This window comes from Archangium gephyra (assembly GCF_049060025.1).
GTDB classification, from domain to species: domain Bacteria; phylum Myxococcota; class Myxococcia; order Myxococcales; family Myxococcaceae; genus Archangium; species Archangium gephyra_A.
On the sequence record NZ_JBMEQQ010000002.1, the window covers coordinates 8,283,957 to 8,309,677 of the forward strand.

General features: G+C 70.5%; 19 protein-coding genes and 1 pseudogene. 17 read left to right on the forward strand and 3 right to left on the reverse strand.

Annotation, left to right across the window (positions count from 1 at the left end):
* The first annotated feature begins 62 nt into the window (after positions 1-62).
* The 6 genes and pseudogenes from ACN28I_RS36385 (at position 63) to ACN28I_RS36410 (ending at position 7,015) form a co-directional block, all read left to right on the forward strand.
* Positions 63-1,412 (forward strand): glycoside hydrolase family 1 protein, encoded by a 1,350-nt coding sequence (locus tag ACN28I_RS36385; RefSeq protein WP_420946492.1) that lies wholly within the window; start codon positions 63-65, stop codon positions 1,410-1,412.
* A 78-nt stretch (positions 1,413-1,490) separates the two neighbouring features.
* A complete protein-coding gene (locus tag ACN28I_RS36390) occupies positions 1,491-2,195 on the forward strand; it encodes a DUF4140 domain-containing protein (RefSeq protein ID WP_420946493.1) in 705 nt (234 codons plus the stop codon).
* Position 2,196: 1 nt separating this feature from the next.
* Positions 2,197-3,720, forward strand: a complete 1,524-nt coding sequence (locus ACN28I_RS36395; RefSeq protein WP_420948785.1) for a mucoidy inhibitor MuiA family protein — start codon at positions 2,197-2,199, stop codon at positions 3,718-3,720.
* Between the two features lie 33 nt (positions 3,721-3,753).
* Positions 3,754-3,948: pseudogene (locus ACN28I_RS36400) on the forward strand (DUF4140 domain-containing protein); the annotation flags it as partial.
* A gap of 64 nt (positions 3,949-4,012) precedes the next feature.
* The gene (locus ACN28I_RS36405; RefSeq protein WP_420948786.1) at positions 4,013-5,302 is read left to right on the forward strand and encodes a mucoidy inhibitor MuiA family protein; all 1,290 of its coding nucleotides are present in this window, start codon (positions 4,013-4,015) and stop codon (positions 5,300-5,302) included.
* Between the two features lie 126 nt (positions 5,303-5,428).
* Positions 5,429-7,015: a Do family serine endopeptidase gene (locus ACN28I_RS36410; protein WP_420946494.1), complete on the forward strand. Its 1,587-nt coding sequence runs from the start codon at positions 5,429-5,431 to the stop codon at positions 7,013-7,015.
* Between the two features lie 72 nt (positions 7,016-7,087).
* Here the strand turns inward: ACN28I_RS36410 and ACN28I_RS36415 are convergent, their stop codons facing one another.
* Positions 7,088-7,579: a YchJ family protein gene (locus ACN28I_RS36415; protein ID WP_420946495.1), complete on the reverse strand. Its 492-nt coding sequence runs from the start codon at positions 7,577-7,579 to the stop codon at positions 7,088-7,090.
* Positions 7,580-7,658: 79 nt separating this feature from the next.
* Between ACN28I_RS36415 and ACN28I_RS36420 the strand changes: the two genes are divergently transcribed.
* The 5 genes from ACN28I_RS36420 to ACN28I_RS36440 all read left to right on the forward strand — a co-directional run bounded on the left by ACN28I_RS36420 (position 7,659) and on the right by ACN28I_RS36440 (position 12,701).
* The gene (locus ACN28I_RS36420; RefSeq protein ID WP_420946496.1) at positions 7,659-8,552 is read left to right on the forward strand and encodes an undecaprenyl-diphosphate phosphatase; all 894 of its coding nucleotides are present in this window, start codon (positions 7,659-7,661) and stop codon (positions 8,550-8,552) included.
* A gap of 2 nt (positions 8,553-8,554) precedes the next feature.
* Positions 8,555-9,154 (forward strand): CoA pyrophosphatase, encoded by a 600-nt coding sequence (locus ACN28I_RS36425; RefSeq protein WP_420946497.1) that lies wholly within the window; start codon positions 8,555-8,557, stop codon positions 9,152-9,154.
* A 312-nt stretch (positions 9,155-9,466) separates the two neighbouring features.
* Entirely contained in the window at positions 9,467-9,844 is a 378-nt protein-coding gene (locus tag ACN28I_RS36430) for a response regulator (RefSeq protein WP_420946498.1), read from the forward strand.
* A gap of 16 nt (positions 9,845-9,860) precedes the next feature.
* Complete coding sequence (locus ACN28I_RS36435) at positions 9,861-11,249, forward strand: ATP-binding protein (protein WP_420946499.1); 1,389 nt, start codon at positions 9,861-9,863, stop codon at positions 11,247-11,249.
* Positions 11,250-11,453: 204 nt separating this feature from the next.
* Complete coding sequence (locus tag ACN28I_RS36440) at positions 11,454-12,701, forward strand: hypothetical protein (RefSeq protein WP_420946500.1); 1,248 nt, start codon at positions 11,454-11,456, stop codon at positions 12,699-12,701.
* A gap of 1 nt (position 12,702) precedes the next feature.
* Here the strand turns inward: ACN28I_RS36440 and ACN28I_RS36445 are convergent, their stop codons facing one another.
* Positions 12,703-14,127 carry an MBOAT family O-acyltransferase gene (locus ACN28I_RS36445; protein ID WP_420946501.1) on the reverse strand — a complete coding sequence of 475 codons (1,425 nt, stop codon included), beginning with the start codon at positions 14,125-14,127 and terminating at the stop codon, positions 12,703-12,705.
* A 1-nt stretch (position 14,128) separates the two neighbouring features.
* A complete protein-coding gene (locus ACN28I_RS36450) occupies positions 14,129-16,837 on the reverse strand; it encodes a GDSL-type esterase/lipase family protein (protein ID WP_420946502.1) in 2,709 nt (902 codons plus the stop codon).
* A 146-nt stretch (positions 16,838-16,983) separates the two neighbouring features.
* On the opposite strand from ACN28I_RS36450, the gene ACN28I_RS36455 reads away from it, so the two are divergent.
* The 6 genes from ACN28I_RS36455 (at position 16,984) to ACN28I_RS36480 (ending at position 25,695) form a co-directional block, all read left to right on the forward strand.
* The gene (locus ACN28I_RS36455) at positions 16,984-18,048 is read left to right on the forward strand and encodes a mannose-1-phosphate guanylyltransferase (protein ID WP_420946503.1); all 1,065 of its coding nucleotides are present in this window, start codon (positions 16,984-16,986) and stop codon (positions 18,046-18,048) included.
* Between the two features lie 180 nt (positions 18,049-18,228).
* Entirely contained in the window at positions 18,229-19,587 is a 1,359-nt protein-coding gene (locus ACN28I_RS36460) for a pre-toxin TG domain-containing protein (RefSeq protein WP_420946504.1), read from the forward strand.
* 9 nt (positions 19,588-19,596) lie between these two features.
* Positions 19,597-20,391: a hypothetical protein gene (locus tag ACN28I_RS36465; RefSeq protein ID WP_420946505.1), complete on the forward strand. Its 795-nt coding sequence runs from the start codon at positions 19,597-19,599 to the stop codon at positions 20,389-20,391.
* A gap of 327 nt (positions 20,392-20,718) precedes the next feature.
* Entirely contained in the window at positions 20,719-22,479 is a 1,761-nt protein-coding gene (locus ACN28I_RS36470) for a serine/threonine-protein kinase (RefSeq protein ID WP_420946506.1), read from the forward strand.
* A gap of 92 nt (positions 22,480-22,571) precedes the next feature.
* A complete protein-coding gene (locus ACN28I_RS36475) occupies positions 22,572-24,461 on the forward strand; it encodes a CotH kinase family protein (protein ID WP_420946507.1) in 1,890 nt (629 codons plus the stop codon).
* 73 nt (positions 24,462-24,534) lie between these two features.
* Positions 24,535-25,695: an LOG family protein gene (locus ACN28I_RS36480; RefSeq protein ID WP_420946508.1), complete on the forward strand. Its 1,161-nt coding sequence runs from the start codon at positions 24,535-24,537 to the stop codon at positions 25,693-25,695.
* Positions 25,696-25,721: the final 26 nt, after the last annotated feature.

Here is a 25,721-nt window from a genome sequence, read left to right on the forward strand (position 1 = left end):
TTGTGAATCCTCGGCGGGGCCCTCACTTCCCGCTCGTCAGACGGGCCCCTAGTTTGTGTTTCATGGGCACCAATGAATTTCCGCGCGGGTTCACCTTCGGGGTGGCCACCGCCGCCTATCAGGTCGAAGGGCACATCGAGAACGACTGGTCCGAGTGGGAGCGCCAGGGGAAGTGCAAGGACCCCAACCACCGCTGCGGCCGCGGCGTGGACCACTGGAACCTCTTCGACCATGACGTCCAGCTCGCCAAGGAGGTGGGCAGCGGGGCGTTCCGCATCTCGCTCGAATGGGCCCGCATCGAGCCCGTCCGTGGTCAGGTGGATGAGTCCGCCGTCGATCAGTACCGCCAGCGCCTGCTCCGCATGAAGGCCGCCGGCATCCGGCCCGTCGTCACCCTCCACCACTTCACCCATCCCCAGTGGTTCCACCGGGAAACCCCCTGGCACGAGCCCTCCTCCGTCGTCGAGTTCCGCCGCTATGCCCGCATCTGCGCGAGCATCCTCAAGGGCCTCGATGCGCTCGTCATCACCTTCAATGAGCCCATGGTGCTGCTGCTCGGCGGCTACCTCCAGGGCGTCATTCCCCCCGGCATCGCGGATGGCTCCAAGGCCATGCTCGCGCTCGGCAACATCGCGCGCTCGCACGTCGCCGCCCGCGAGGAGATTCTGCGCGAGTGCGGCCGGTGTGAGATCGGCATCTCGCAGAACATGCTCGCCTTCCGGCCGGACCGCTGGTGGCACCCGCTGGACCGTGCCCTCACCCGGCTCGCCTTCGACAACTACAACCACGCCTTCCACCGCGCCCTCACCGATGGCGAGCTGCGCATCCAGATGCCGGGCCTGGCCTCCACGCGCCAGCGCATCGAGGGTGGCCGCGACAGCGTGGACTTCATGGGCATCAACTACTACACGCGTGCCCACCTGCGCTTCATTCCCAAGCCGCCCTTCCTCCAGTTCCAGTACCGCGACATCCACAACCGCGGCCTGACCGACATCGGCTGGGAGGACTACTCCGAGGGCTTCTCCCACCTCCTCGTCGAGCTGCACCACAAGTACGGCAAGCCCATCTGGGTCACCGAGAACGGCATCGACGACCGCCAGGGCGACCGGCGGCCCCAGTACCTCTACAACCACTGGAGCCAGATGCTCAGCGCCGTCCGCCAGGGCGCCGACGTGCGCGGCTACCTCTACTGGTCCCTCATGGACAACTTCGAGTGGCTCGAGGGCTGGGGGCCCCGCTTCGGCCTCTACTCGGTGGACTTCGAGACCCTCGAGCGGCGGCCCACTCCGGCCTGCCACTACTTCCGCCGCGTGGCCCAGAGCGGCGTGCTCGTGGAGCCGGGGCGGGTGCTCGAGCCGGCCGAGTCCGTGGAGCGCATGCCGGCCGTGGCCCCGTCCACCGCCGCCTTCTAGCCGGGGACGGCTCGCACTCCCAGTGAGCAGGGCCGCGGGCAGGTGACGGCACCGAGGCGGGAGCGCTACAACGGGTGAATGCCCGTCTTCGGACTTTCCGCCCTGAGCGCGCTGTGGCTCACGGCGGTGGATGCTCCCGTCACCTCCGTCACCGTCTATAGCGACCGGGCCCGGGTGGTCCGCACGGCCCGGGTGGGCCTCTCCGGCACGCAGCGCGTGGAGCTGCCCCTGCTGTATGGCGCGGTGGATCCCGCCAGCATCCGCGTGGAGGCCCAGGGGGCCGACGTCACCCGGGTGGACCTCCGCACCGTCGAGCCCGAGGCCCTTCCCGCCACCGAGGCCCGCAGGCTCGTCACCGAGCTGGAGCGGCTCGATGACCAGCTCTCCCAGGTGCGCGCCGAGCGCGAGGCCTACTCCGCCCAGCTCAACGCGCTCGGCAAGGTGCGGCCCTCTGTCACGGACGAGGAGCTGTCCACCGAGCCTCCTCTCTCCACGAAGGGCGCGCGGCAGGGCTCCTCCCGGCTGGATGCCTCCGGCTGGCGCGCCGCCACGGACTTCGTGGTGGAGAACACCGCCCGCCTCCAGGCGAAGCTGCGCGAGGTGGCCCAGCGCGAGGAGGCGCTCGAGCGCGAAGCTCTCGCGGCGCGTCACCGAGGCCCGGCAGCTCGGCGGTGCGCCCCGGCGCCAGGGCCTGGAGGTCGCCCCCACCCTCTCGGGCCAGGGCTCCGCGACGGTCACGCTCACCTATGTCACCACCGGGGCGCGCTGGTTCCCCGCCTATGAGCTGCGGCTCGAGCCCGAGGCCAACCGCGTGCAGGTGGCCTTCTCCGGGCGCGTCAGCCAGCAGACCGGCGAGGACTGGGAGGACGCGGCGCTCACGCTCAGCACCGCCATCCCCGCCACCGCCACCACCGCGCCGGAGCTCGCCACCTGGAAGATCGGCCAGCGCGAGCGCTTCATCCCCACGCCCGCCCCCGTCACCGACTCCTGGCGTGCTCCGCCGCCCGCGCCCCCCAAGCCGCCCGCGCCGCCCGACGAGAACCTGCGGATGCGCACCCGCCTCCTCTCGCTCACCGGCCAGCCCGGCACGGCTCCCGCCCCGGCCCCATCGCCCACCGCGGACGCCCGGAAGCGCGATCAGGTCCAGACGCCCGCGGGCATGAGCAACAGCGTCATCATCGGCACCGTCGTCGCCGCGGATACGAAGAAGCCCGTGTCGGACGTGGTCATCACGGCCGTCTCGCCCAACCTCCAGGGCGAGCAGGCCGTGGTGACGGACGCCCAGGGCCAGTACCGCATCCCCCAGCTCCCGCCGGGCGTCTACACCCTGCAGTTCGAGCGCGAGGGCTTCAGGACGCTCGCCCGCTCGGAGATCCAGTTGCGGCTGGACCGCACCATCCGGGTGAACATCGAGCTGATGCCCGAGGGCTTCGAAATGCGCGAGTTCGCCCCCACGCCTCCCTCCGTCGACGTGGGCTCCACCAGCGCGGGCGTCAACGTGGACCAGGACTACATCAAGCGCGTCGAGGTGAACCGGCCCGGAGCCAGGGGCGGTGCGTCGCGATCCTTCGAGAGCCTCGCCGAGGTGGCTCCTGGCGCCTCGCCGGTGGAGGATGTCCCCGTGGGCCTCGCGCCGCCGCAAAGCTGGCAGCGGCCGGTGGTGGATCCGCGCCTGCCGGCCTCGCTCGCGGGCGGCTACGCCCTGGCCTTCCCCTCGCAGCGCCGCGAGACGGTGCGCAGCGGCAAGGGCGAGCGGCGCGTGCCCCTCTTCACCGAGACGTGGCCCGTGCAGGTGGAGCGCAAGCTGTACCCCGCCCTCACCCCCCATGCCTTCCTCGTGGCCGAGCTGCGCAGCCCGTCCAAGCAGGTGATGCCCGGTGGCGAGGCGCAGCTCTTCGTCGGGGCCGACCCCGCGGGCGAGGCCCGGCTCTCGCTGGTGTCGCCGGAGGAGCCCTTCACCCTGCCGCTCGGCATCGACTCCGCGGTGCGCCCGGTGCGCAACGTGAAGCTCATGACGAGCGAGAAGGGCCTCATCGGCAAGCACGACGTCACCGAGTACCTCGTCACCATCGAGGTGGCCAACCCGTACCCCTTCGCCCTCCCGGTGCGCATCCACGACCAGTGGCCGCTGTCGCGCAGCGAGGACGTGGAGGTGAAGCTGATGCGCACCGAGCCCTATGCCGAGCAGGACCCGGCCAAGGGGACGCTGGTGTGGCGCCTGTCGGTGCCGCCCTCGGAGAAGAAGGGGGTGTCCTTCCTTTATACCGTCCGCCACCCGAAGGGCTGGCGCCTGGAGCAGTCGCAGTAACGAGGAGCCGCCATGCACACCCTGCCCTTGATGATGCTGGCGCTCGCCGCCCCCGCGAAGGTGTCCTCCGTCGTCGTCTACCCGGACCGCGCCCTGGTGACGCGGGTGGAGACGGTGGCCTGCACCGGCCGCCCGCTCGCCGTCTTCGAGTCCGTGCCACCCGCCGCCGACCCCTCCAGCTTCCGGGCCCGCTCCGAGGACGCCACCGTGGAGAGCCTCGTGGCCGAGGAACGCACGCGCCAGGAGGAGTTCAGCCCGGAGGCTCGAAACGCTGCGCAAGAAGCGCGAGACGCTGGAGCGCGAGCTGGCGGAACTGGAGGATGCCCGCGCGCGTGGCCAGGCGCTGGCTCAGCTCGGGGAGAGCCTCACCGGGGTGACGGTGGAGCGGGTGACGCGCGAGCTCTCCGAGCCCAAGCCGGACACCCGCGCGTGGACGCAGGCCTTCGACGCCGCGCTGGACGCCCGGCTGCGCGCCGCCTCCGAGGTGTTGGCCCGGGCCGCCCGCGTGCGCGAGGTGCAGCGGGAGCTGGACTCGCTGCGCGCCCGGGAGTTGTTCCTCGCCGCCTCGGCCCAGCGCATGGAGCGCCGGGTGGAGGTGCGGTTGGCCTGCCCCTCCGAGGGCCGTGCCCGCGTGGAGCTGCAGTACGTGGTGGGGGGCGCGGGCTGGACTCCCTCTTATGAGGCGCGCGCCGACGAGAGCGGCGGCCAGGTGGAGCTCTCCGCCTTCGCCACCGTGCGCCAATCCACCGGCGAGGACTGGAGCGGGGTGCGGCTGGCGCTCTCCACCGCCCGGCCCCGCGACAACGCGACGCCGCCGGAGCAGAAGCCCCTGCTGCTGAAGGCCTGGGAGCGCCGGGCCGAGCGCAAGGTGCTCGTCCGCCGCGACGAGGTGCAGCAGCACGTTCAGGCCGGAGGGCAGACGCCGGGAGAGACGGAGGGCTCGCTGCGGACGGCCTCGCAGGGCCTCTCCGTGCAGCTCCTGGTGCCCGAGCTGGCCCAGGTGCCCGGGGAGGGCTCGGCGGTGCGGCTGCGCGTGGCGCGCACGAAGCTGAAGTCCTCCTTCGTCTGGCGCGCCGTGCCCAAGCTGCACCCAGTGGTGTTCCGCGTGGCCCGTCTCGTCAATGGCGCGCCCTTCCCGCTGCTGCCGGGCCCCGTGGACTTGTTCCGCGCCTCGGGCTTCATCGGCCGCCAGGCGCTGGAGCCCGTGCCCCAGGGCGGCGCCTTCCAGCTCACCTTCGGCGTCGAGGAGTCGCTGCGCGTGGAGCGCGTGGTGGTGCAGGAGATCGCCCGCGACGAGGGCCTCTTCGGCGGCCGGCGCCGCTTCCACTATGCCTACCGCTTCCACCTCGCCAACTACCGCCAGCGCCCCGAGGTGGTGGAGCTGGCCGAGCACATCCCCGTCTCCGAGCTCGACGACGTGACGGTGGAGCTGGACGCCAAGAAGACGACCCCCGGCCATGCCGTGGAGGCCATGGATGGCATCGTCACCTGGCGGCTGACGCTCGCCCCCGCCGAGCAGCGCGCCGTGGACCTCTCCTTCCACGTGGACGTGCCCTCCAGCTACGACATGCAGGGGCTGTAGGGCCTCGGGTCTCGCTGCAGGGGGAGGAGGCGGGCGAGGGTTCTCCGTCCCGTCCGCTCCTGGGGGAGGTGTGGTTGTCAGTCGGCGGGGGGTCCTCATCTTCCCTCGAAGGGAGGATGTCCCTCGATGAAGCACGCCCGCTCGGCTTTCTGGCCGCAGTTCATCCTGTTCAATGCCCTCATGCTGGTAGCCGCCACCGGGTGTGAGGCCCGCACCCGGGAGCCCGCGCCCGCGCGGCCCGCCCCACAGCAACCCGAGGCCCGCGCTCCCGCCGCTCCTTCCGAGGACGCCGCACCGGGCAAGGAAGGCACCGGCCAGGCACAGCAGGCGCAACAGCCCCCGCCGGCCCCACAGCCGCAGGCCGCCGTGGGCGGTTCGGGTCCCACGCAGTCCATCGCGGACCTCGTCGAGGCCGTGAACGACACGGTCGTCAACGTGCAGGTGCAGGCGCGCGCCCCCTCCATGGAGGGCATGCCGGGCGATCTCTTCGAGCGCTTCTTCGGAGGTCCTGGCGGACCCGGCGGTCCTGGGGGGCCCGGCATGCCCCCCGGTGGCGTTCCCGAGGAGCGCATCCAGCAGGGCGAGGGCTCCGGCTTCATCATCGACCCCAGCGGGCTCATCCTCACCAACAACCACGTGGTGGAGAACGCCGTCGACATCCGCATCCGCCTCAACGATGGCCGCGAGTTCGATGCCAAGGTGCTCGGGAGGGATCCGCTCACCGACCTCGCCCTCCTCAAGCTCCAGGGCAACGTCCGCGACCTGCCGGTGGCCCGGCTCGGCAACTCGGACGACATCCGCGTGGGAGACGGCGTGGTGGCCATCGGCAACCCGTTCGGTCTCACCTCCAGCGTCAGCGCCGGCATCCTCTCGGCCCGGGCGCGCGACATCCAGGCCGGCCCCTACGACAACTTCCTGCAGACGGATGCCGCCATCAACCCGGGCAACTCGGGCGGCCCCCTCTTCAACATGCGGGGCGAGGTCATCGGCATCAACACCGCCATCGTCGGCGGCGGCACGGGCATCGGCTTCGCCGTGCCCTCCAACATGGCCAAGGCGCTCCTGCCGCAGTTGCAGAAGGGGAAGATCCGCCGCGGCTGGCTGGGCGTGTCGGTGCAGGATCTGACGCCGGAGCTCGCCCAGGCGCTCAACGTGTCGGCGCGCAAGGGCGCCATCGTCACCGGCGTGCAGGAGGACACTCCCTCCGCCCGGGCCGGGCTCAAGCAGGATGACGTCATCACCGCCATCAACGGCACGCCCGTCGAGTCCTCGCGCGGCCTCACCCGCGACATCGGCTTCCGCCCCCCCGACGAGACCGTGAAGCTCACCGTCTTCCGCAACGGCAAGCAGCAGGAGGTGCAGGTGAAGCTCGGCGAGCGTCCCGACCTCGAGGGCATCGCCGCCGGCACCGAGGAGGGCCGCGAGGAGGACACCGGCCGCAAGCTGGGTCTGCGCCTCCAGGACGTGGACCCGCGCATGGCCCCGGGCGTCCGGCAGGGCGCGATGATCGTCGCCGTGGACCCCGGCTCTCCCGCCGACCGCGCGGGTCTGCAGCCCGGAATGGTCGTCGTCGAGGCTGGCGGCAAGCAGGTGCGCAACCCACGCGAGTTCGCCCAGGTCGTCCGCGCTCAGAAGCCCGGCGCCGTGCTGCTCCTGCGCATCCAGGTGGGGGAGAATCGTCTGCTGCGTGCGCTCACGATTCCCGCGGAGTGATGACCCTCACCCCAACCCTCTCCCAGAGGGAGAGGGAGTTGACCCGGGAGCAACCCGGGGCGCGTGGCACCCTCACCCCGTCCCTCTCCCGGAGGGCGAGGGGAAATGGGCCAGGGTGAGGGTCTCGGGCGGACGGGGGCTCTCGCTCGCGGGGAATCCGTCTCCCGACAGGTAGCGCCAGCCCGTTCCATCGTGACGGAACTCCGAGCGCTCCACGAACGAGCGGTCCTTCCCCTTCTCGAAGATGCGCGCGTAGAAGAGCACCACCGCCTTGCCCGTCTCGTCCGGCGGCTGCCGGTCCAGCACGTGCAACCGCGGGTACTTGTGTGCGCTGCACACCGCCCGCAGCTCGCGCAGCAGCTCCTCCTTCGGCCTCGCCCGGTCCGGGTGCTCCGGGTGCAGCGTGCGCCACAGGTACTCCACCTCGCGCAGCGCGAAGGCGCTGTACCGCGAGCGCATCAGCGCCTCGGCGTCCGGCGCTTCCGCTTCGCCTCGATGGTAGCGGGCACAACACTCGCGGTAGCGCAGGCCGGAGGTGCAGGGACAGGGTGGGGCAGGGGGCATGGACGTTCCCGGACGACAGGGCGATGCAAAGGCCCTTGCTGCCCCGCAGGGTAGCGCATACATCCACTTCCCCACACGTATGAGTCTTCTTCAAGCCATCGTCCTCGGGCTCGTTCAGGGTCTGACCGAGTTCCTCCCCATCAGCTCCACCGCGCACCTGCGCATCGTCCCGGAGCTGCTCGGCTGGCCCGATCCGGGCGCCGCCTACTCCGCCGTCATCCAGCTCGGCACGGTGGCCGCCGTCCTCATCTACTTCCGCAAGGACCTCGTCACCCTCACCAAGGCCTTCTTCCAGGGCCTCGCGCGGCGCCAGCCCTTCGCCACCACCGACTCCCGGCTGGCCTGGTTCGTCCTCATCGGCACCCTGCCCATCGGCATCTGCGGGCTCGCCTTCAAGAAGACCATCGAGGGCTCCCTCCGCTCGCTCTACGTCATCTCCGGCAGCCTCATCGTCCTGGCCCTCATCCTCTTCGTCGTGGAGCGCATGGCCTCGCACAAGCGCACCCTGGACGACATGCGCTGGCGCGACGGCCTCATCGTCGGGCTGTGGCAGGCGCTGGCCCTCATCCCCGGCGCCTCGCGCTCGGGCACCACCATCACCGGGGCCCTGTCGCTGGGCCTGCGGCGCGAGGACGCGGCGCGTTACTCCTTCCTGCTCTCCATTCCCGCCACCTCGCTGGCCGGCATCTTCGAGCTCAAGCACCTGCTGGAGGCCACCGAGCGGCCCTCGACGATGGCCCTGGTGACGGGCACCGTGGTGGCCTTCGCCTCGGGATGGGCCGCCATCTCCTGGCTGTTGAGCTACCTGCGCAAGCGCTCCACCCTCATCTTCATCGTCTACCGGGTGGTGCTCGGCGTGGTGCTGCTGGTGCTGCTCAACCTGGGCATCCTCCGCCCCATGTCCGGGGTGGAGAACGTGGATGCCGCCAACAAGCCTCTGACGGTGCCCGTGGAGAGGCAGGGAACGGACTAGCCGTGGACGCACTCTTCGACGCCCTGGAAAATCATCTGGCCACCCGGCGGCCCCGGGCCGTCCACCTGCCCGGCTTCGTGCTGCGCGAGGCCGCGGTGCTGGTGCCCCTCCTCGTGCGCGACGGTGCTCCCCACGTCCTCTTCACCAAGCGGCCCACCACGCTGCGCCACCACGCCGGCCAGTACTCCTTCCCCGGCGGCTCCAGGGACCCCGAGGACGCCACCCCCCTGCACACCGCGCTGCGCGAGACGCGCGAGGAGCTGGGCATCGACGTGTCCGGCGTGCGCGTGCTCGGCGCCCTGGACGAGGTGCCCACCCTCACCGAGTTCCGCATCCAGCCCTTCGTCGGCGTCATCCCCCACGGCCTGGAGTACCGGCCCAACCCGGACGAGGTGGAGTTCATCCTCGAGGTGCCCCTGGAGGCCCTGTTGGACCCGGCCATCCGCCGCACCGAGCGCCGCCATGTACGTGGCGTGGAGTACGACGTGGACTTCTATACCTACGGCACCCACGTCATCTGGGGCGCCACCGGCCGCATCCTCCGGGACGTCCTGCGCATGGCCTCCCACCTGTCCGCTCCCCCGGCGCCCAAATCACTCTGATCTGGCGCCGCACGGGGCGGTCTCTGTTATTCTTTCCGGAGTCTCCGAATTTCATGGCCGGGCCAGGAATCAATGGGACCCGGAGGAATTGCTGACGTCAGGGTTTCCCTGTCTTCATGACCGCTGTTCCCATGCCCGCCCCTTCCCCCACCCATGCAGTGCCTGGTGTCCTCGTGAATTCGCCCGCTCGGCCGCTCGTGTGGCCGCACGCCGCTCGAGCGTCCGCCGTCCTGTCCACGCAGTGTCCCGGCGCGAGCAGTTCCCTCATCTGGTGTAGGGTAGATGCGCGTGCCGGTGTGGCTCGGAGCCCCCATGGCCAGGATTCTCATCGTCGATGATGAAGTACATGTCGTTGGAGCCCTGCGCCGCCTGCTGCGGCGCGAGGGCTTCTCCATCGAGGTGGCGCTCAACGGCCAGGAGGCCCTCGAGAAGCTGGCCACCTTCGAGGCGGACGTCGTCATTTCCGACTTCCGCATGCGGGGGATGAACGGCCTGGAGTTGCTCGGGCAGGTGCTGCAAGTCGCCCCCCGGGCCGCGCGCATCCTCATCTCCGGCCACGCGGACCTGTCGGGCGGCTCCCAGTCCGGAGTCATCTCCCACTTCATCAGCAAGCCCTGGGACGATGACCGCCTGGTGGCCGACGTGCGTGCCCTCCTGGGCGGTCAGGGCCCGGTCACCTCGGGACCCTGAGCGGTCCGCCGCGGCCATGGAAGCCCAAGCGAAGCAGGCCGTGCTGGAGGCGGATCCGGAGCAGTTCCACCGGGGCTTCCAGCTCGTCGCGGGCCTGGGCCCGGTCGTGTTCAACACGGCGTTGTTCATCTGGTTCTGGGGCCAGTGGTCCGTGCTGTTCGCGCTGGCGGGCGTGTGGGTGGCGCTCGCCTTCGTCAACGTGCTGCTCGTCGAGTGGGTGACCCGTCGCGGTGGCCGCGCCATGGCGGAGACGGTGCGGATGCTCGCCAATCTGGTGGGGAGCGTGGTGGGGGGGATGGCGACCCACTGGCATCCGTTGGCGTGGGTGTTCGTGCCCTACAGCCTGCTCTTGTTTTCCGGGATGGACCGGTGGGTCCGCTACCGCACGGCCGTGTACCTGGGGCTGGTGGCCCTGGCGGCGATGCTGTCGGGAGCCGAGGCGGGCATGGCCCTGGCGTTCCTGCTGCTCGGTGTCTTCGGCTTCCTGGTGTCGGAGAAGCGGATCACGGCGCTGCGCGGGGTGCTGGGGCAGGTGCTGAGCCAGCGCGAGGAGCTGGAGAAGGCCCACCGGGAGTTGGAAAAGGCCCACCGGGCGCTGGAGCACACCCACGGCGAGCTGGAGGCCGCGCACCAGGAGCTGACGCAGATGCACCAGCGGGCGCTCGAGCAGGAGCGGCTCTCCAGCCTGGGCATGCTGGCGGCGGGCGTGGCGCATGAAATCAACAACCCGATGAGCTTCGTGACGAGCAACGTCAACTCGATGCTCCGGGACCTGCGCGACGAGCCGAACCTGTCCGAGCTGATGAAGGAGTACGTGGACGACGTGCTCCCGGCGACGCTGGACGGCATCAAGCGGGTGAACACCATCGTGGGGGACCTGCGCCGCTTCGCGCGGGGGGACCCGGAGGCCCACACCTCGTACGACCTGGACGCCGAGGTGGAGACGGCGCTGCGCATCGCGCAAGGCCAGTTGAGCCATGTGCGGGTGGAGAAGGAACTGGGTGGGGTGGGCAGATCCGTGGGCCGCCCGCGGCAGTTGGTGCAGGTGCTGGTGAACCTGCTGGTGAACGCCGGGCAGGCCACGGCGTCCGGGGGGCTGGTGCGCATCAGCACGCGCCGCGACGCCCATCACATCCTCGTGGAGGTGCGCGACACCGGCACGGGGATGTCCGAGGAGACGAAGCGCCACCTCTTCGAGCCGTTCTTCACCACCAAGCCCTCCGGCGAGGGCACGGGGCTGGGGCTCTCCGTGGTGCACGGCATCGTGAAGTCGCACGGGGGCCGCATCGAGGTGGAGAGCGAGGAGGGCAAGGGCACCTGTTTCAAGCTCCGCCTGCCCCTGGTGCCGCCGCTCCTCCAGTACGAGCCGTCCACGGACGGAGGCATGCGGCGGCGCAAGGTCTGAGCGCGGTTGCCGCGATGCGTCAGGCGGCTGGGGCGCGCCGCTCCGGAGGCGCTCCGCTCGGGGTTGGCGAAGAGTCAGGAAGGGACGTTATGCTTGGCCGTTCGCCCCCCAGGCGTCATCGCACCGGTGTCAGTGGCGCATGACCTGGATTGAAACCCCAGGTCCAGGCAGTTTGGTGGGGGAACTGTCGAGAGGACTCACGGCATGCTCCAGGTTTCTCCCCGCGTCGCCCCCCACTCCGGTACCGGCTCTTCCTCCGAGAACGGTCCCGAGGCAGGCGTACGCCAGGCCCTGGATGTCGTGGCCCAGTCCGCCACCTGCTACACCGGACTGCTGCGGATGATGCGCTCGCCGCGTTGGAAGCGGCTGCTGCGCGCGAACACGGAGCCGCTGCGGGAGGCCCGGCTGCTCGAGGCGCCCTTGCGTGAGCGGCTGGCCCATGGCGAGGGCGGCTCCCCGGGGCTGCTGCGGCAGCGCCAGCGGCTGGAGGTGCTCGCGCGCAAGCGGCTCGCCCACTTCACCCGGCGGGGTGGGGCGTCACTGGACGAGGTGCTCGGCCGCCTGGAGTCCGTGCTGAGCGAGCCCCGGCCCCAGCCGCCCGGCGGTGACGAGCCCGTGCTGCTCGAGGGCCGGCAGGGGTTGCGCCACGTGCTCTCCTGGCCCGGCACGTGGGTCTTCGCGCTGCTGGCCATCACCAACCGCTACGGACTGGAGCGGTTCGGCAGGCCCGCGCCCATGCTCTTCGCGGGCGGTGCACTCGTCCTCTATTACTACCTGCGGTGCACGGGCCGGTTCTGGCTCACCTCGAAGCGGTTGATGTGGCAGCCGCGCTTCGGCGAGCCGGTGCAGGTGTCGCTGGCGTCCATCGGCGCCCGTGGCATCTCCGCGCTGCCGGCCTGGGGCGAGGTGCGCGTCGAGGGCGATCGCAGTCTCACCGTGCGCCACGCGTGCCACGCGGGCCTGCTCGCCTCGCTGGTGGATTTGCACCGCCAGTCGCCCTTCGCCGGTGCGGTGGATGGCACGCCGCGGGTGCACGAGGTGTCGGTGCTCCCGGCCTGGCGCGCTCCGGAGTCCTCGCGGTCCGCGCCGCCCGCGGAGCCCGGGGTGGCGGTACTCCGGCCCGGTTATGCCGCCTTCCTTCCGGCCGAGCGCTATGCCGAGGTCTTCCGGGGCCTCACCGGCCCGGGGGCCCGCAAGCCCGAGGCGGACGTGACGGTGGAGCTGCTCGTGGAGCACATGCGGCTGCTGTCCGAGCCGGAGTTCGACGTGCGCATGCGGCAGGCCGTGCTCGCCAGCGGGGGCGAGCTGTGGCACGCGGATGAGCTGCGCTCGGGCCCGGCCGCGGAGCGTGGACGTGTCCGGCTGGGAGCCCGGGGTGTCGGCATGGAGCTGCTGGCGGATGCGGCCCAGGCCGAGGCCACGGACCGCATCGTGCGCCGCTGGGCGGCGTAGCTCAGAACTGGAAGTAGACGTAGGGGCGCGTCTCGACGGACGTCAGGTGGCGCACGCCCAGGCCCACGAGGACCAGGACCACCGCGCGCACGGGCACCGGCATCCGCACGAACAGGTCTCCGGCCTTGTGGAAGAAGCTCAGCGGCGTCACGTGGCTCACCGCGGCCACCGCCAGCATCGTCCACACGAGCGTGCTCACGTTGGCCAGGCCCATGCTGCCTTCGAAGAGGCGCAGGTACATCTCGCCCGCGTGCGTCAGGTTGGGCGAGCGGAAGACGATGCGCGTGAGCACCACCACGGTGAAGGTGGCCACCCAGCCGAGGCCCGCGCGCACCACGGCCATGCGGCCTTCCTTCGGAGGCTTGCCCGTCAGCCACCACCACACGCGGATGACGCACTCCATGGCGCCGTGCGCCAGGCCCCAGATGGCGAAGCGCCAGTCCGCGCCGTGCCACAGGCCGCCCAGGCCCATGGTGATCATCAGGTTGAGCAGCGCGCGCGGCTTGGAGACGCGGTTGCCGCCCAGGGGCCGGTAGAGGTAGTCGCGCAGCCAGTTGGAGAGGCTGATGTGCCAGCGGCCCCAGAAGTCGAAGAGGTTCGTCGCCAGGTAGGGGCGGTTGAAGTTCTCCGCGAACTTGAAGCCGAAGAGCGCCGCCGTGCCGATGGCGATGTCCGAATACGCCGAGAAGTCGAAGTAGAGCTCGAAGCTGTAGGCCACCGCCGCGACGAAGCACTCGGCCGAGGTGTAGGCCTCGGGCGAGGCGAAGACGGGGTCCACCAGGCCGCTGCCCAGCACGTCCGCGATGATGAGCTTCTTGGCCAGGCCCACCGCGATGCGGTACAGGCCGCGGCCGCCCTCGTCGGCCGTCAGCGACGGCGTGTCATCGAAGCGCTCGATGAGGTGCGAGGCGCGCACGATGGGGCCCGCCACCAGGTGCGGGAAGAAGAGCAGGTAGAGCAGGTGCTCGAAGAACGAGTGCTCCTTCTGGATTTCACCCCGGTACTGGTCCACCACGTAGCTGATGGCCTGGAAGGTGAAGAAGGAGAGGCCCACGGGCAGCAGCAGTCCGTAGGGCTCGGTGCGCACGTGGATGCCCAGCGGGCCGAGCAGCGCCACCGCCGTGTCGCGGAACAGGTCCGCGTACTTGAAGGTGCACAGCACGCCGAGGGTGCTGACGATGGACACCGTCAGCAGGGCCTTGCGCACGCCGGGCGACTGCGAGCGCCGGAAGCCCTTGATGCACAGGTGGTTGATGGCGGTGGCCCCGAGGAAGAGCACCAGGGGCCACGGCGTCCACATCGAATAGAAGAAGACGCTCGCCACCATGAGCACGGCCAGGCGCGGCCACTTGTGGTGGCGCAGCGCCCAGTAGAGCGTGAAGGTGACGGTGAGGAAGAAGACGAACTGGAGGCTGTGGAAATACACGTCAGCCGCCCTCCGCGGCGAGCGCTGGCGGCTGGGTCTTGAAGACCTCGTAGGCCGCGAGCAGGTCGGAGAGGAACGAGCCCGCGAGCTTCTCGTAGCCCTCGGGAGTCAGGTGGATGCCGTCGGCATGGCCCAGGCCGTCGCGCTGCCAGCGCAGCATGCTCAGGTCCCCACCCATGGCCGCCCGGGGGGACCAGTACGCGCAGCCCTGCGCGCGCGCCATCTCGGGCAGCGCCGTCACCACGCGGGCCAGAGCCGGTGCGTCCTCCCAGCCACCGTCCGCGCTCTTCTGCAGCCGGTCGGTGGTGCCGATGACGAGACACTCGGCGCCGCCCGCGTCCTTGCGCAGCCGGGAGATGAGGGCGCCGTACTCGGTGCGGAGCTTCTCCGCGTCCAGGTCCGGCTGGCCGCTCTCGTTGGTGCCGTACCAGAAGACGAGCAACTGGGGCTTGCGCGAGGAGAGCTGCGCGGAGAGCGCCTGCGGGTCCACGCTGGCCAGCGTGGAGGCGGTGGAGCCCGGCAGGCCCACGGCGTCATAGGCGATGCCCTTCTGCTCCAGGTCCAACGCCGCGCCGAGCACGGTGAGGGGACCTCCGCCCTGGTTGAGCACTTCGATGTCGTGGGCGGGCCCGGTGACGGGGAAGGAGCGGATGCGCACCGTGGGCGTGGTGAAGGGCTCGGGCGGCGCGGGCTCGGGAGGCATGGCGCTGCCATCCACCTTCACCTCCATGCGCCCGCTGCCGGGACCGTCCAGCCAGTACAGGGAGAGCCGCGCGGGCGGCGTGGTGGCGGCGGTGCAGCCCTCGCAGAAGCGGATGCGCAGCGAGGCGCCCGGGGCACCCACGGCACGGGTGCCGCCGAGGCCCCAGGCCTGTCCGGGCGTGGTGGCCTGGAGCGCGTCCTCCACCGTCCACTCACCCGTCAGCTCGCGCGAGACGCCCGCGGGCTTGAGCCGGTCCGACGGCTTGCCCGCGGAGATGAAGCCGCGCCCGGCATCGCCGAAGCGCGTCGCCAGCGCGTTGCGCATCGCGTCCGTGAAGGAGTGCGCGGCCGTGTGCGAGGCGCCAATCTGGAGGATGCCCAGCCGCGCGTCCTCGCCCTTCTCCAGCTTGCTCAGACGCTTGAAGGTGGCGGTGAGGGACTTCTCGGTGTTCTGGAGGCCCGAGGGCTCCGCGGCCACGCGGGGCGGGCTGCTCGCGGCATAGGCGCGCTGGATGGCCAGGTCGAAGAGGTGGCCCAGCAGGTCCGAGCCCCGGGCGCGCGGGTGGATGAGGTCCTCGTTGAGCAGGCCCGCGGACAGCCAGCGGATGGCCGAGCCCTCACCGCCCATGGCCTCGAGCGCATCCCAGTAGGCGCAGCCGCCTTCCCTGGCCGCGTCGCGGAAGATGTCGGCCACCATGCGCGAGCTCCGGCGCGGCACCAGGTCGCCGCCCATGGTGCGCACGGCCGCGTCGATGGGAGACCAGACGAGGCACGCGGCGTCCGGTACGGACTCGCGCACGAGCTTCACGAGCTGCTCGGCCTCCTGTTTGATCTCCTCCGGCTTCGTCCAGTCGCGCGAGAGGCGGAAGGCCTCGTTGCCGCCGAACATGAGCACCACCAGCGAGGGCTTGCGCTGGCGCATCTGCGCGCGGAAGTAGGGCTGGTGGGTGCGCAGGAACACGCCCGCGTAGGCGCCCGGCAGGCCGAGGGTGTCGTACACCACGCCCGGGTTGCCGTTCTCCAGCGAGACGCCGTGCAGCTCCACCTTGCCGCGCGTCTTGAGCATCAGCGTCTTCGCGCCCTCGGGCAGCTTCACCCGGGCGTTGGCCACCTCGGCCGGCGTCCACCGCGTCTGCACGCGCTGCAACTGCTTGCCGTCGACGAGCACCTGCACGGAGCCGCCACCCGGCTGGGCGAGGAAGAAGATCTCCGCCGTGCGCGCATCCCCGATGTCGAAGCGCACGTCCTGGGAGGCCTTGGCGTTCGCGGTGAAGGCCACGCCGGTGAAGGGGAGCCGGTCCCTCGGCGGGGAGCGATCGATGATGCGGATGAACTCCCAGCCCTCGGAGGCCTGGCCGGCGCGCACGCCGCGGCCGGAGCGGGTGGGGCGATCGATGTAGAGGAAGCCCTTGCCGCCCGAGCCGTGACGCTCCTGCAGCCGGTCGCGCACCACGTCGTTGATGTGGTCCGAGGCGATGAGCGAGTCGCCCAGGTGCTCCACGCGCACGGGGAGGGTGCGGCCGCCGTTGCGCAGTGCCCGCAGGGCCTTGAAGAAGGGCTCCAACCCGCCCTCCTCGCACCCGGAGGCGCCCATGCGGCGGCAGCCCGGCTCGAGGTCCACGTGCTTGGAGCCCATCTTCTCGCGCAGCGTCTCCATGCGCAGGGCCTTGGTGAGCGTGGCGGGGCCGAGGTTCGCCAGCCCCAGCGTGTCGGAGGAGCCGGCGACGGCGGGAGGCGGCGGCGCGGTGCCAGCGTCGGAGGAGGTGTCGGCCTCGACGAGCTCGGGCTCCTCTTCCTCCTCGGGGAGGACGGGCACCTCGGGGGCGTGCCCCGTGTCGGGCTCGACGCCGATGGCCTTGCGCTTGGCGGCGGCGCTGGAGGTGGTGACGAGCGCGAGGAGCCGCGGCCCCACCGGCCCCTGGGCGAGGCTGGGGATGGGCCGCCAGGCCTCGGGGAGAGGGGCGAGCGACAACCCCACCGCGAGCGCGAGGGTGAGGGCGAGCGTCAAACCTGCCGATGTGTGCTTGGACTCCAACGCGCCCGGCATGAGACTGGCTTTTGGGGGCGGGGTCAAAACTCCTGCCGACGTTCGTGGGGTAACCGGGCGAGCGAGCCCCTGGCGGGCGGCGGGCAAGGCGCTATGGTGCGCCGCCCATGACCCTCCATCCCGTCATCATGGCCGGCGGCTCTGGCACGCGCTTCTGGCCCCTGTCGCGCAAGGCGCGTCCCAAGCAGTTCCTCCCGCTGGCCTCGAAGAACCCGCTCATCACCGACACCGCCATCCGGCTCAAGGGCCTGGCCTCGGTGAAGGACACCCTCATCGTCTGCGGTCCCCTGCACGCGAAGCAGGCGGCGAAGCTGGTGAAGGGCCTGCCCAGGAAGAACCTCCTGGTGGAGCCGGTGGCGCGCAACACCGCGCCGGCCATCGCGCTGGCCGCGGTGCAGGTGGCGGCGAAGGATCCGGAGGGCATCCTGGTGGTGCTGCCCTCGGACCACCACGTGGCGGACGTGGCGGGCTTCAAGAAGACCATCGCCGAGGCGGCGCAGGTGGCGGCCAAGGGCCACCTGGTGACGCTGGGCATCAAGCCGCACCGTCCGGAGACGGGCTACGGCTACATCCAGGTGGGTGACGGCCTGGAGGGCGGGGCCCGGCGGGTGAAGGCCTTCCGCGAGAAGCCGGACACGGAGACGGCGCGGCGCTACGTGGAGTCGGGCGAGTACCTGTGGAACGCGGGCATCTTCGTCTTCCGGGCGGACGTCATCCTGGAGGCCTTCGCGAAGCACATGCCGGAGATGCAGAAGGGGCTGGACGCGCTGCGCAAGGCGGCCGGCAAGCGCACCTTCGCGTCGGTGCTCAAGCGCGTGTTCCCGAAGCTGCCCTCCATCTCCATCGACTACGGCGTGATGGAGAAGGCGAGCAACATCGCGGTGCTGCCGGGAGACTTCGGCTGGAGCGACGTGGGCTCCTTCGCCGCCATCCCCGAGGTGCGCCCCGCGGACGAGCACGGCAACGTCATCTCGGGGGCCGAGGCGGTGGTGGTGGACTGCAAGGGCTGCGTGGTGCTGGCCGAGAAGCGTCCGCTGACGGTGGTGGGCCTCACCGACATGGTGGTGGTGGACTCGGGCGACGCGGTGCTGGTGGTGCCCAAGGACAAGAGCCAGGACGTGCGCAAGGTGGTGGAGGCCCTCAAGGCCCGTAAGCGCGAGAAGTACCTGTAGGACGCCATGCGCGGGAGGCAGGGCCCACCCGGGTGGAGAATCGGAAGCGTCCTGCTGCTCCTGCTGCTGGCCTGCGCGGGGCCGGAGTCCGGGCGGGCCCCGCGCGCCCGTGCGTGGGCCCTGTCCTCTGGTGCTGGGTACACCGCTGGCGGTGATTGGGGACACCCGGAGCCGTTGCCCGTGCCGCGAGCCTCCTCCCCTGGCTTTCCGAGCCCCGAGGAGGAGGAAGCCCGCTGGAAGGCGGTGGAGGAGAAGCTGGAGGAGTACCTGCAGTGGGGCATGCGTCTGATGGAGACACATGCCGCGCACCTGCGGCGCATCGCTCCCGGCCACCTCCTCACCGAGCACCCACTGCGCGAGAAGTCCCTGGATGCGCTCGTTCGCGCAACGCTCGCCTGGGCCTACGGACATACCCAGGATCCGGACTTCTTGCGGCGCAGTCCCTCCGAAGTCGCGCTCTACCTGCTGGCCAGCCGCTCGGCCCTGGCCACCGCCGTCGAGCTGGGAAAGAAGGCTCCGCCTCACCTCGACTACACGCCGCAACCTGGGGACGAGTACACGGCGGAAGAGCTGGTGGTGGAGCTGCTTTTCGGCCTCACGCCCCTCATTGGAGAGGCGACGGACCTGACGGCGGCCATGTCCGGCTACAGCTTCACCGGGCATTCGCTGAGCAATCCCGAGCGCTTCATCCATCTGCTTGGCGCGTTGCTGCCGTTCGTCAACGGCAAGCTGCTGAAGCAGGGCGGGGAGGCAGCACTCCAGCGGATGGCGCTCGTCACCGGCAGGAGCCTGGACGAGGTGCGGGTGCTCTCCCGTGTCGCCTCCCACCTGAACCCCGACGACGTGAAGGAGATTGAGCGCATCCTCCAGCGGGCCGCGGACAGGGGCGGAACGCTGACCGACGCGGAACTGGCCTTCCTCCAGCGGATGGCCGGGACGCTGGAGCAGCCGCTGCGCCTGGCCGCCAATGCCCTGGGTCATGGGCAGGTGCTGCCCGTGCTGGGGATGCGCACGCTGCCCGACGGGACGCGACTCTTCCCCGGGACTCCCCAGCACATGGCCCAGTGCTGGGTGGACTACCAGTTCCGCCACCCGCGCAAGTACCGGAGCTTCTCCTCCGCCGTGGATCCGGAGTGGGAGCGGCTCTACCGCTCCATCCTCGCCAACAGGCAGGCGGGTAACGTCTTCGAGGACGGCATTCTCAAGACCGGTGGCTACGCGAAGAACACGGCGGTGATGATGCCCCCGCCGGGCAGGGGAGGCATGGGGTTCATCCCGGACTCCGTGCGCGGCAACCCCAGCGAACTGGTGTGGGGTGAGCCCTATCGATTCATCGAGGCGAAGGGCCGCCAGGAGTTGGCTCACACGGGGAATCTCCAGGCCATGCTCGATTACGTGGCGAAATACGGCGGGCATATCGAGCTGTGGGTTCGTTCCGCGAAACACCCCTTGGGGAAGACACATCTGACCGAGCCACTACTTTATGCCCTCAAGAAGCTGGAGAATGACGGGAAGGCGAGCGTGAGGTATTCACCTTGAGCCCCGCTCATGCCGCGCTTTCGCTATCTCAAGTCGGACATCGCTCTTCCGCCGGGCAGACCGTCCAGTGCCGTGGTTCGGGAGCTTCTTCGGCTCGTTTTCGAGAAGTACCGGTGGTTCGTGCCCAGACGATATGAGCACGGCCCTTCGTTTGAAAAACAGCTCGCTCCTGGCCCCATCGACTACGGTGCGCTCATCGCCACCTACGAGGAACATCAGTCCCTCTGCATCGCGGCGCGGACGGACAGTGATTTCATCTGTATCTCTCCCGCCCGCTATGATTCCCGGCCCTATTGCTACAACGGAGACATCGCGTGGAGGGCCTCCGCCAAATTAGCGTCCAACCCCGCATGGTGTGCCGCGCATGCCGAGCAAGTGGCCGAAATCATGCGCCTCGTGAGCTCCCCGCTGGCGCAGTCCGCCCTGGGCGAGGACGTCGAGCGCAAGACCCGGCGTCTGGTCCCCGCCGAGGACGGCCTCGGTTCGATCGAGACCTTCACCCTGCGCAACTACAGCGCGGGTCTCTCCGGCCTCTTCTGGCGTAACTTCTTCGGTCCTCCGTTCGTACGCATGTTCGGCGAACGTCTCACTTCACTGCCCGAGGATTGCCGTAGGCCGCTCGGTGAGGAGATCGTCCTCGTCCAGCCCTACGAGCTGCCCACCGATGCTGGCACTGAGCAGGGAGATGTGCGGGAGCACGCGCTCATCGAGCAGCTCGGGCCCGGGTGTTTCTACGACCACGCTCACCACACCCCGCCCACCCGCCTTCCGTCCCTCGCGGACCTCTCCAAAGTCCTCCATTGAGACGTTGTGCGGTGGGCATCCGCACCCCATTCTTCTCTCTCAAGAGAAGAGAGGGACATCCGTTCTTTCAGGGCTGTGTTTGCAGGAATTACCGGACGACTCCGTCTTTCCAACGGCGCGCAACGGCACTTCCGGCGCTTGCCGCGTTGGTTTCGTAACGAAGCAAGGGTGCATGCAGGTTGCAAAGCTCCACGGTTGCGCTGCCTTCCAGGCAAGCGCTGCTGGGGGGCGGCGATGGGTTGCAACCACTGCTTCAATGATCATCCAACCACGGTTCCTTGCATCCGGCCCGAGAGTCCTCCGTGTGACAGCGAGGCGCTGTCCGGAATGGGCCATGGGCCGCTGGTCCTCGTGCGCAAGCTGGGCGCGGGGGCGCTCGGGAGCGTGTACCTCGCCGAGCACCCGTCCAGCGGTGCGCACTTCGCGGTGAAGGTGCTCCACCCGCACCTGGCCAGCAATCCGGCGGTGCTCGGCCGCTTCTACGCGGAGGCCCGCGCCGCCCAGCACATCATCCACCCGAGCGTCGCCCGGGTGCTCGACGTGCGCCAGGCGCCCAGCGGGCACCACTGCCTCCTCATGGAGTACGTCAACGGCACGGCCCTGTCTCATCTGCCGTTGCCGCTGCCCTCCGCGGAAGTCGTCTTCCTCCTCTCGCAGGTGCTCGAGGGCCTGGAGGCCGCGCACGCGTGCGGCGCCGTCCACCGCGACATCAAGCCGGAGAACCTCATCCTCACCACCGGCCGCGATGGCGAGCGGCGCGTGAAGCTGCTCGACTTCGGCATGTCCGCCACCCTGGCCGCGGGCTTCTCCGAGGAGGAACTCGCCGCGGGCATGGTGGTGGGCAGTCCGGGCTATCTCGCGCCCGAGCTGTGGGTGCGTGCCGAGCCGGATGGCCGCGCGGACCTGTACGCGCTCGCGGTGCTGGGCTACCGGCTCCTCACCGGGCGGCTGCCCTTCGGCGGCGGCGGGCGCATGGGCGAGATGCTCCTCGTGCACAAGCCCACGAAGCCGCTGCCGCCGCACATCCTCGAGTCGCGCGTGCCGCAGGCCCTGTCCGCGGTGTTGATGCAGGCCATGTCCCTGCGTCCGGATGAGCGCTTCGCCACCGCCCGCGCCTTCCGCTCGGCCCTGCACGAGGCCATGCGGCGGCCCGCCTTCGGCTGCCTGGCGCCCCCGGCCTTCCACGTCCGCGTCGAGGACCCGGAGGGCAAGGGGCTGCAGCCGGTGTTCGTCAACGACGTGAGCCAGGAGGGGCTGCGCATCGCCTGTGACGGGACGCTGCCGAGGCTCGGGGCCCGCATCGAGGTGGAGCTCTCGCTCAACGGCTGGAGTCTCGCCTGCACCTGCGACGTGGTGCGCCTGCTGCCGGCGGAGGAGGCGCGCACCTGGGGCGGCCGTCAGGGCTACATCCTCCACTTCTCCGAGCCCTCCGACGACGTGCGCCGGCTGATCGCCCAGGCGCTGGCCCCGCCCCCCGCGGAGCCCCTGCCGGACACGGAGCTTCGCCCAGCTCCTGTCGCGCGCCGCCGCGTGCAGCCAGGATCCGTACACCCTGCTGGCCGTCCACCCGCACGCGGACTTCGCGGAGGTGATGCGGCGCGTGGTCCAGGCCGAGCGCCGGCTGGAGCCCTTCTGGCAGCGGCCCCTGCCGGCCGCGCAGCGTCAGGCCCTCGCGGCCCTCCGGGAGAAGGTGGACACCGCCCGGAAGACCCTCGCGGAGCCCCTGGCCCGTGCGCGCTTCGATGCCTCGCGGGGCAACTTCCGCGGCGTGGCCCGCTGCCTCGCCGCCGGGGTGCAGCTCAACGCCGTGGAGCGCCTGCGCCAGGCCTTCCTCGCCGCCCGTCCGGACGCCGAGTCCCGCGCGCGTGCGATCTTCGACGAGGGCATCCTCCTGGAGGCCCAGAACGTGCTCGATGGTGCACTGGCGCGCTACGCCGAGGCGCTCAGCGTGGATCCGCTCAACATCTCGTTGCACCGCTACTACCAGTCGCTCATCCAGCGGATGCGTGTGGAGGCCAGGGAACCGGCGCGCCCCTCGGCGACGCACTGAGTGCTCTCCAGGGCCCGCGTTCCACCCGCCCTGGGTAGCCCGCTTCTCATGTACCACCCGCGGGTTGCCCTGATTCCTCCCGCGGACAACACTCCGGCCCTGGCGCAGCCCTTGCTCCCGGGTGGAGCGCATGAGAATCGCGCTGCTCACCGGACTTCTCCTCCTCCTGGGTGCCTGTGGCTCGAGCGAGCCTCCACCGGACACCCGGAGGGATCCCACGGACATCTCTGACTCCGGGCAGCCCGACGCCGGAGTGGCTCCCGACGCCGGGACGCCAGACGCGGGCCGCCCCGATGCGGGCACCTCACCGGACGCGGGCTCTCCGGATGCCGGAACGCCCCCGGACGCGGGCACGCCGGATGGTGGCAACCAGACGGGTTCGAGGCCCTCGCCCGCGAAGCCCCGGTGGCCGGCGCTCCAGACGTCCATCTCCACCTATGAGCTGACGCTGACGCAGCGGGACTACCAGCAGCTCTGGGCCCACATCCCGGATCCCGCCTCTCAGAAGTTCCAGGTGGAGGGCCGCTTCACCACCGGGGGCCGCTCGTACCCGGCGCTGCTGAGCTTCCGCGGGCGCTCCACCAAGACGGACCCGCGCGTCGTGAAGAAGTCCTGGGATGTGCGCTTCGACAAGAAGGAGGGGCGCTTCGAGGGGAAGAAGAACATCGAGCTGCTGGCGACGTGGAAGGACAGCGGCTACCTCACCGAGAAGCTCTGGTACGACCTGGCGGCGAGCGTGGGCCTGCGCGTGCCCAACGCCCGCTATGTCCACGTGAAGCTCCACCTCGTCCAGGACGACGGCAGCGTCATCACGAAGTACGAGGGCGTCTTCACCGAGCTGGAGTCCGTCAACAAGGACTTCCTCGAGGCCCACGACTTCGATGAGGACGGGGATCTCTACCGCTGCGGCATGCACGACTGCGAGATGCGCCAGCCGCCCCAGGAGGCGTACCAGGAGCGTTGGGACAAGAAGACGAACGAGAAGGAGCCCTGGGACCGGCTGTGGAGCTTCGTCGAGGGCGTCAACCGCACGCCGCCGCACCGCTTCCCGGCCTTCGTCCAGGAGCGGCTGGAGCTGGAGGACTACCTCACCTGGCTGGCGTTGGAGACGTTCATCAACAACGACCTGCAGGGCGACTCGCGCAGCTATCTCATCTACGACCGCGAGACGGGGAAGTGGTCGTACGTGCCGTGGGACCTGAACAACGCGCTGTCGCTCTACAACCGCACCAACCCGGTCATCCAGGGCGTGAAGGAGAAGCATCCGCTCTTCAGCTTCACGGCGTACGACCCGGGCGCGTACGAGCTGGCCGATTTCCGCCGGACCTTCCCGGACATGCAGGACATGAAGCCCGCCTGGAGCACGCTCTCCACGCGCATCTACGACGACCCGGGCCTGCGCGCCCGGTACGTGGAGCGGCTGCGCAAGCTGCTCGACACGTGGTTCACCGAGGAGAACATCGCCCCGCGCGTGGAGGCCATGCACAAGTTGCTCGCCCCGTTCATCGTGCCGGGCCCTGACGGCAAGACGGTGGATCCATACGTCAGCCCCCCTCACGTCGCGCGCAGCACGGAGCACCTGAAGCGCTTCGTGCGCGAGCGCCGCAAGTGGCTGCTCGAGCACATCCAGGACGTCGAGGCGCACGGCAACGGGGCGCTCGTCATCGACCGGGTGGGCCGGGAGGCCTCGGGCGCCTTCTGGGTGCAGCTCTACAACCGGGGCTCCGTGCCGGTGTCCGTGGGCGGCCTGCACCTCTCGGGCTTCACCCGGGTGCCCGGGCAGTGGACGCTGCCCGCCCTCACCGTCGAGCCCGGACAGACCGTCACCTTCCGGCAGGGGGCGGTGGGGACGGCGCACCTGGGCGCGACGCTCGACCCGGAGCGGCCCGAGGTGTCCCTCTTCGCGGCGGACGGGAAGACGGCCATGGACCTGCTGTGGCTGGCGCCGCTGAAGCCGGGCGAGGCCTACGGACGGCAGCCGCGTGGCGCCGAGTCCTTCGGCCCCCAGTCCGGGCCGTGAGCAGTCGAGGAATCATCCCGGCGGCGAGGGCCTCCTGCTACCTTCGGAGGCTCTTCGCCTTCTGGAGGTCCTCTTGGTCGAGATTGAAACCCTCGTGGCATTCGAGCAGCACCTGGCGGGGGGCAAGAGCCTCGCCAACGTCATCCTCCAGGGGTTGGATCTGACGGGGCAGACGCGGGTGCTGCTGAGCGCGGACCTCTCGGGCACCGTCTTCCTGGGCTGCCAGCTCGAGACGCAGGCGCTGCAGACCGTGGTCGCGCACGGGGCCATGGTCTTCCCGCCCTTCTCGGGGCTGCCCTATTCCCCGTACCGGGGCGGCCTCTACTCGCCCGAGGAGCTGTACGCGGGTTTCGATCCCACGCGCCCCGAGAGCTACGCGGACACGCCCGACGCCCGCATCTACGCCCACTGGAACTCGCGGGGCGCGGCCAACTCGCCCTCGCTGCTGGAGACACTGGCGCAGCGGCTCCACGACCATGCCGTCACCGATGCCATGGAGGAGGTGCTCGCGCAGCACAGCCAGGGCCGGCCGCGCAGGGTGGTGGCCATCATGGGCGGCCATTCCATGCTCCGCGGGCAGCCCGACTACCGCGCGGTGGCGGAGCTGGCCCGTGAGCTGGCGCGCCTCGGCTTCTTCCTGGTGAGTGGCGGCGGGCCGGGCGCCATGGAGGCCACGCACGTGGGCGCCTGGTTCGCCGGACGCACCGAGGCCGAACTGTCCGCCGCCCTTGAGGTCCTCGCGAAGGCGCCGAGCTACAAGGACCGGGAGTGGCTCTCGCGGGCCTTCGAGGTGCGCGCCACCTGGCCCCTGAGGGACGCGGACCGCATCATCGGCGAGAGCCTGGGCATCCCCACCTGGCACTACGGCCACGAGCCGCCCAATCCCTTCGCGACGCACATCGCCAAGTACTTCGCCAACAGCGTCCGCGAGGATGGCCTGCTCACCATCGCCCGGGGCGGCATCATCTACTCCCCGGGCAGCGCCGGCACCATCCAGGAGGTCTTCCAGGACGCCTGCCAGAACCACTACAACACCGTGGGCGTGGTCAGCCCGATGATCTTCCTGGGCCAGGACTTCTGGACGCGGACGCGGCCCGTCTACCCGCTGCTGGAGCACCTCGCGCGGGGCCAGGACTACGCGCGCTACCTGCTGCTCACCGACTCGCGCGAGCGCATCCTCCAGGCCCTCGTGGACTTCGATCGCGAGCAGGAGGCCCGGGAGCGCGCCCGCTAGAGGTTTTCCCGTAGCGGGCCACACGG